The 7,485-nt window shown below is 55.6% G+C and carries 4 protein-coding genes; 1 reads left to right on the top strand and 3 read right to left on the bottom strand.

All coding sequences use genetic code 11. From position 1 onward, the window contains the following. The first annotated feature begins 193 nt into the window (after positions 1–193). A complete protein-coding gene (gene nifJ / locus C5O23_RS13720; protein WP_107033479.1) occupies positions 194–3,808 on the top strand; it encodes a pyruvate:ferredoxin (flavodoxin) oxidoreductase in 3,615 nt (1,204 codons plus the stop codon). Between the two features lie 122 nt (positions 3,809–3,930). Here the strand turns inward: nifJ and C5O23_RS13715 are convergent, their stop codons facing one another. The 3 genes from C5O23_RS13715 to rsfS form a co-directional block, all read right to left on the bottom strand. After that, positions 3,931–4,482 (bottom strand): hypothetical protein, encoded by a 552-nt coding sequence (locus C5O23_RS13715; protein ID WP_107033478.1) that lies wholly within the window; start codon positions 4,480–4,482, stop codon positions 3,931–3,933. Between the two features lie 167 nt (positions 4,483–4,649). Further along, positions 4,650–6,818, bottom strand: a complete 2,169-nt coding sequence (gene ftsH, locus C5O23_RS13710; RefSeq protein WP_107033477.1) for an ATP-dependent zinc metalloprotease FtsH — start codon at positions 6,816–6,818, stop codon at positions 4,650–4,652. A 35-nt stretch (positions 6,819–6,853) separates the two neighbouring features. After that, positions 6,854–7,216 (bottom strand): ribosome silencing factor, encoded by a 363-nt coding sequence (rsfS, locus tag C5O23_RS13705; RefSeq protein WP_107033476.1) that lies wholly within the window; start codon positions 7,214–7,216, stop codon positions 6,854–6,856. Positions 7,217–7,485 lie beyond the last annotated feature (269 nt).

Below are 7,485 nucleotides of genomic sequence, written 5' to 3'. Positions count from 1 at the left end.
ACAAAGTGACGCCAAATGCACAAACCTCCTAAGAATAACTTAGGCTGTAACGCCTGATTTCTCAAAGCGTTACAGCCTAACTATCGGATTATGTTACGTTATGTCTTACTCTTCGATGGCAGCCTGACCGCACTTATGCTCACCATTCAGATCTCCTCACAGACTCTACCATCCACCTTTCAATCCGACAGAAATGAAAAAGCAGATCCTTGACGGTTGCACAGCAGCCGCACACGTGGCATTCGCACTCAGTGACGTCGCCACCGTCTACCCGATAACCCCCATAGCCGCAATGGGTGACACCGCCCAGAAGTGGGGGCTGCAGGGACGGCGCAATCTGATGGGTCAGCCCCTTGAGGTAAAGGAAATGGAGAGTGAACTTGGAGCAGCCGGAGCGGTCCACGGTGCGGCCGCGGCCGGGGCACTGGCCACCACATTCACAGCCTCGCAGGGCCTGATGCTGATGATTCCGAACATGTACAAGATTGCCGGCGAGCTGCTGCCGGTGGTCTTCCATGTGGGTTGCCGCTCGCTTGCCACTCATGCGCTTTCGATTTTCGGCGACCATCAGGACGTGATGGCCTGCCGTGCCACGGGCTTCTCTATGCTCGCATCGTCATCGGTGCAGGAGACTATGGATCTCGCCCTCGTGGCCCATCTTTCAGCCATTGAAGGCTCACTTCCGGTGTTGCATTTTTTTGACGGCTGGCGGACATCGTCAGAGATGGATACCATCGATGTGATCGACTACGAGTCGATGCGGCCCCTTGTCAACTGGGAGAAAGTCAATCTTTTCCGCTGCCATTCCATGAACCCTGAGCACCCCGATCTGAGAGGCTCGGCCCAGAATCCGGATGTCTACTTCCAGAACCGCGAGGCAGCCAACAGATTCTACGATGCCTTCCCCGCAATCGTGCAGCAGGCAATGGACAAGGTAAGCTCCATCACCGGCCGCAATTATCATCTTGTGGACTACCACGGCGCTCCCGATGCCGACAGAGTCATCATAGTGATGGGCTCCGCTGCCGATGTGGTCAGCGAGACATTAGACTATCTCAACTCCGAAAATGGCTACCGGACAGGGGTGGTGAAAGTGCGCCTCTACCGGCCTTTCCCCGTCAGGGAGCTGTGCGAGGCGCTTCCGCCGTCGGTGCGTTGCATAGCGGTGCTTGACCGCACCAAGGAACCGGGAGCCTGCCATGAGCCTCTGTGCGAGGACGTCATCACAGCGCTCCATGATTGCGGGAAATTCCGCGACACCCGCATCATCGGCGGACGCTACGGACTGTCAAGCAAAGAGTTCAATCCCTCGATGGTCAAGGCCATTTTCGATGAAATGGCCAGGGAAGAGCCCCGGAATCCGTTCACAATAGGCATCACCGATGATGTCACCCGGCTCTCGATTCCGGTCACTGAAACCGTGGAGACCAATGTGGCCTCCGGGACCTATCAGACAATACTCTATGCCATCGGTAATGACGGCACTGTAGGCGGCACAAAGCAGGTGGCACAGATCATCGGCAACACTCCCGGTCTCTACGCCCAGGCCTATTTCAGTTATTCGGCAAAGAAATCAGGCGGCTACACCATCTCGCAGCTGCGAATCGGGAAGAAACCGGTAACATCGGCCTATGCCATTGACGGGGCCGACTATGTGGGCTGCCACAAGTCGTCATATGTAAGGCGTTTTGATATGCTCGACAAGATAAAGCCCGGAGGTATCTTTGTGCTGAACTCACCCTGGACACCCGACCGAATGCCCGAAAAATTGCCCGCCGACATGCGCAAGGCTATCACTGAAAAGAAATTGCGGTTCTACAATATCGATGCCGACCGCATTGCCGCTGTCTGTGGCCTCAGCCCGCGCATCAACATGGTGATGGAGACGGTGTTTCTCTATCTCAGCGGCCTGATTCCGTTTGACGAGGGTGTGGCCGCTCTGAAGGAGCGTCTGTCCGAAACCTACCGTCATGAGGGCGGCGACGTGGTGAGCCGCAATATCAAGGCCGTTGACATGACTATCGCCGCGCTCAAGGAGATCAATGTCAGCGAAATCAGCGGCTGGTCTGATCCGGAGGCTCCGGCAAGGCCGGAACCGGCATTTGCCGATTCCGCGCTTGAAACATTCATCCGCACAATCCACACACCCTGCATCAAAGGCCGCGGCGACCTGATCCCTGTTTCGGCCTTCTCGCCTGACGGTAAAATGCCTATGGGTACCACCGCCTGCGAGCACCGCCGCATTGCCACCCGTGTGCCGGTCTGGAACGCAGACAAATGCGTTGAGTGCGCAGAGTGTTCGCTTGTCTGCCCCCACGCCGCCATCCGCCCCTTCCTCCTGTCGGCGGAAGAGGCCGCCAAAGCGCCCGAAGGCTTCGCGCTCAAGGATGCCACCGGAGCTCAACAGCTCAAGGGCTACAGATTCCATATACAGAATTTCCCGGAAGACTGCCTGGGATGCTCGTCATGCTCCATAATCTGCCCCGGACACGCTCTGACCATGACACCGCTTGAAGATGTGGTTGACCGCGAGGTCCCGCTTGCAATGTGGGCTATGGCCAACGTCACTCTCAAAGATCGTCTTCTTCCGGCCGAGACCGTCAACGGCTCGCAGCTGCGCCAGCCATGCCTGCAGTTCTCAGGAGCCTGCGCCGGCTGCGGGGAAACTCCGTATGTCAAACTGCTCACACAGCTTTTCGGGCAAAGGATGCTGATTGCCAACGCTACGGGGTGCAGTTCGATCTGGGGTGCCAACTATCCTTCAAACGCCTATTGCACCGATCCGCAAGGCAAGGGTCCGGCATGGGGCAACTCTCTGTTCGAGGACAACGGTGAATACGGCTACGGAATGCTCGTAGCTCTCGAACACCGCCGCAAGCGTGTGGCCATGCAGGTCAGGGAGCTGATAGACAGTCCCGACACTCTCCCCTATCTCAAGCAGCCGCTTGAGGCCTGGTATTCGGCAATGGACGATCCTGAACTCTCGGCAGCAACCGGCGGGCAGCTCAGAGCCATGCTCGAACCTGTCAGAGATCTCAGTCCGGCCTATGCGGCCCTGCTTGAGGAGGCCGATCTGTTCGGGCGGAAAACCGTATGGGCCATAGGCGGCGACGGATGGGCCTATGACATAGGCTTTGCCGGACTCGATCATGTGCTTGCTTCGGGCGAGCCGGTGAAGGTGCTGGTCATGGACACTGAATGCTATTCCAACACCGGCGGTCAGACATCAAAGGCCACGCCTCGCAGCGCTGTGGCCAAATATAACCCCGACGGCAAGCGGGTAGCTAAGAAAGAGCTGGGGCGCATGATGATGACCTACGGCAATGTCTATGTGGCTTCCGTGGCCTTGGGCGCAAACTATCAGCAGACCATCGATGCCCTCGCTGAGGCTGAACGCTATCCCGGACCGGCTATAGTGATTGCCTACTGCCCCTGTCTGAACCACGGCATCCGTCCGGGTCTCGGCCACTCCATAGTGGAACAGCGACGGGCTGTCGAGGCGGGCTACTGGCCTCTCTACCGCTACAATCCGCAGGCTGCGGCTGAAGGACGCCCGGCTCTGACCATCGACTCTGTGATTCCGGGGGCCGACAACAGCGGAGCCAACGGCTCGTCGCCGCTGACCGAATCGCCCCGCTACCCCGATCCGGAACCGGTCAGCACCGTTGAGCAATTCGCCATGAATGAAGACCGCTATGCCGATCTTTCCATGATCGACCCGACGGAGGCCGGAATACTCCGCCCGCAGCTTCAGGCCGACTGTAACCGCAACCGCGAGGCCCTTGAACATTTTGCAAAAAAGCCATAAAATCAAACATACGGCGCTATATAACAATAGTTTTGACGTTGATTTTGAAGCCGGGGGAGACGACGTTGCCGTAACGCCGTCTCCCTCTTTTTCAGCAACGGCAGCACGACCGGATATCTTCATCAACGGCGCCGAGAGGCCTCGCGGCGCGCCTTTCTGCGCTTCTCACGCTCTATCATGCGCCGCTGCCTGCGGTTAAGCAAAATCGGCTCCGCCGGTTCATCCGCCTCGTCATAGTTATCCTCATCGTCACAATCAAACTGCTCCCTGATCTTCAGAAGTTCAGCCAGGCGCGCCATGTCAATGCCGCTTCCGGAGGCCTTGGCCTCGCTCCGAAACACTTCCGGGACATTCTTTCCGGCAGATTTACGCCGAGGGCGGCGAGGAGCCGCCTTCTTGCGCCGACGGGCAGCCGCCGAGCGGGCCATAGCTTTGTCAAGCTCACTGCGGATCAGCGCAAACATCAGCCTGACAGTCGCATCAGAGTCATCGGCCGGCAGACAAGTTCCGCTAAGATAATCATTCACGGCCTTGACCGTCTTCTCGGCAAGCTCATCGGCTGCACTTCCGCCTATGGCCTGAAATGAAGCATGAATACGGCTGACGGTTTCCTGATAAAACTTTTTTGACACCGGACAATCCGGCAACATGCTGACTGACTTTGCATTTTTCATCGCTTGTAATGGCTGGGTTATGTTTTTTTGATAATTCACACCCGCAAATATACAAGCGCCCCGCTCCGCTTTAAGTGCGATAATGCGGGGAGAGGCAAAAAAATTCAGGCGATCCGCGAATACGGATCGCCTGATATGGATTTTCAGAAATTGTCTAATAACAACGGTCAGTTGCTCTCACTGTCCTTTGAGCCATCGCCTTTGTAGGGCGGAGGGGTCACGCCTGTGTCTTTTTTCTCTTCCGCGGCTGTAGATTCAGTCGTTTCAGAGACTTCCACATCGACCACTTCCTGACTGTCAGCAGCATCGCCTGAAGGCTCTGCCTCATGGGGCTTTTCAGACTCTCCGGCAGCTTCCTTGGCTGCATTTTCCTCGGCGAGGCGCTTGGCGTCACGCGCGGCCTGAAGCTCCATGATCTCTTCGGTGCGAGATTTCCACTGGCGCTTGCCGAAAATGTTGACGAGGTCTTCGGCATACATGACTTCCTTTGTCAGAAGTGTCTCGGCAAGTTTGGCGTGGCCTTCTTTATGCTCGGTAAGAATCTTCTTGGCGCGCTCATACTGCTCGCTGATGATGCGCGACACTTCGTCGTCGATCTGCTTGGCGCGTTCACCGCCGTAGGGCTTGGAGAAGCCGTAGGCCTGACCGGTCGAATCGTAGTAGCATACGTTGGGGATCTTGTCGCTCATACCGTAGTAAACCACTATTGCATAAGCCATTTTGGTCACTTTCTCAAGGTCGTTGAGCGCACCGGTAGAAATCTGGCCTGTGGTCAGTTCCTCGGCCGCACGTCCTGCGAGAGTCATGCAGATCTGGTCGAGCAGAGCCTCCTTGGGAGTGATCTGGCGCTCTTCAGGCATATACCATGCAGCTCCGAGAGCCATTCCGCGTGGCACGATCGACACCTTGACCATCTCATTGGAATATTTCAGGAACCAAGAGACGGTGGCATGGCCGGCCTCATGGATGGCGATTGATTTCTTCTCGTCGTCGGAAATTATCTTCGAACTGTGTTCGAGACCTCCTATTATACGGTCGATAGCGGCCATGAAGCTGTCGCGGTCAACGGCCTTCTTGTTGCCGCGGGCAGCAATCAGCGCGGCCTCGTTGCAGACATTGGCAATGTCAGCGCCGCAGAATCCGGCTGTCTGACGCGCCATCAGGTCCACATCCACCGAGTCATCGGTCTTGATGTTGCGCAGATGCACCTTGAACACCTCTATGCGGTCTTTCAGCTCAGGCAGATCGACATTGATCTGACGGTCGAAACGGCCGGCGCGCAGCAGGGCTTTGTCAAGAATATCAGCGCGGTTGGTGGCGGCAAGGATGATGACACCGCTGTTTGACCCGAAGCCGTCCATCTCGGTAAGCAGCTGGTTGAGGGTGTTCTCACGCTCGTCATTGGCCCCCATGTTGGGATTCTTGCCACGGGCACGGCCCACGGCGTCGATCTCATCGATAAACACTATACAGGGGGCTTTTTCCTTGGCCTGACGGAAGAGGTCGCGCACTCGCGAGGCTCCGACACCCACAAACATCTCTACGAAGTCAGAACCTGACATCGAGAAGAAAGGCACATTGGCTTCGCCGGCCACAGCCTTGGCAAGCAGCGTCTTGCCTGTTCCGGGAGGGCCTACAAGGAGAGCGCCTTTTGGAATCTTGGCACCGAGGTCGGTGTAGCGCTGGGGATTGCGGAGAAATTCCACAATCTCGCGTATCTCGGTCTTGGCTTCGGAGAGTCCGGCCACATCCTTGAATGTGACGTTGGTCCCCTCGCCTTTCTCAAACATCTTGGCTTTGGATTTGCCTACATTGAACACTCCGCCGGCTCCGCCGCCTGAGGCTCCGCCTGACATGCGGCGCATCATGAAGAACCAGAAGAACACAAGAAGCAGAATCGGGCCGAACGACCACAGCAGCGAGCCGTAGTCCGACGATTTGTCATACTTGACCTCGCCGTGCTTCACTCCCTCCTGATTCCAGAGGTCGATCTGATCTTCGAACTTGTCGGCCGACGGAATGTCGGTGATGATCTTGGCGATAGTGCCCTTGTCGCCCTTATACTGGCTTTCCTTGAAGACGCTCCGGGCAAGAGAGTCGGAGAGCACGGCCTCGGCCTTGTTGGTGTTGGAAAACACGGTGATCTCGCCCACACCTCCTGTGGCTACATATTCCTTGAATTTTGTGTAGCTCACTTCCTTCTCTATAGAAGTGTCATCGACATAGAGCATTCCGAGAAGGAACAGGATTATTATGGCATAGGCCCAGTACATGCTGAACCCGATCTTAAACTTCTTCGGGTTCGGATTATTGTTGAGTGGAGTCGGAGAACTCATTTTGGAATCAATTGATTATGAGAGGATTTTTTATATCAGTCTTCATCAGGATAGTCGGTGATGACGGCATCGCTCCAAAGCTCTTCAAGCGCATAAAGATCGCGGGTCTCGCGCTGAAAGACGTGGACAAGCGTGTCACCGTAGTCTATCACAATCCATGTTGAATTGCCGTAACCGTCATAGTTATAGGGCTTGACGCCGATGTGTTCAAGCAGATATTCACGGATGCTGTCAGCCACAGCGGCTACATGCTGGGTGGATGTGCCCTCGCAGATCACGAAACGGCGGGCGGCGGCGGTGTCGATGTCGCTCATGTCGACTGTGGTTATCTTGCGGCCCTTGCGGTCGCGGATCCCTTCGATGATTGAGGGCAATATGTCTGTTACTGTTTCAGTCATTTGTCTGATTCTGTGTAAGATGTGGTTGAAACTAAGAGCGTATTCTCTGTTTTTTAAGTGATGAGTGTTTAATTTAAACATGCAAAGATAAGCATTTTCCCTGAATAACCATAGATTCGGCCTGCGGTTGATTACGCCTGGACACGGCTCTTTCATTTAAGATTTCGTCTCATTCTCGACAAATGTGTTATTTTATAGCGAGAGCAGTACGGGCGGAGAGGCTTTAACCTCTGATTTTCAAGAAAATAAGTGCAATGAAAATTTGGCCA

It is taken from the genome of Duncaniella muris (assembly GCF_003024805.1).
In the GTDB taxonomy this organism is placed as follows: Bacteria; Bacteroidota; Bacteroidia; order Bacteroidales; family Muribaculaceae; genus Duncaniella; species Duncaniella muris.
The sequence above is the reverse complement of the archived record's forward strand: the minus strand, read 5'-3'. Positions and strand labels throughout refer to the sequence as shown.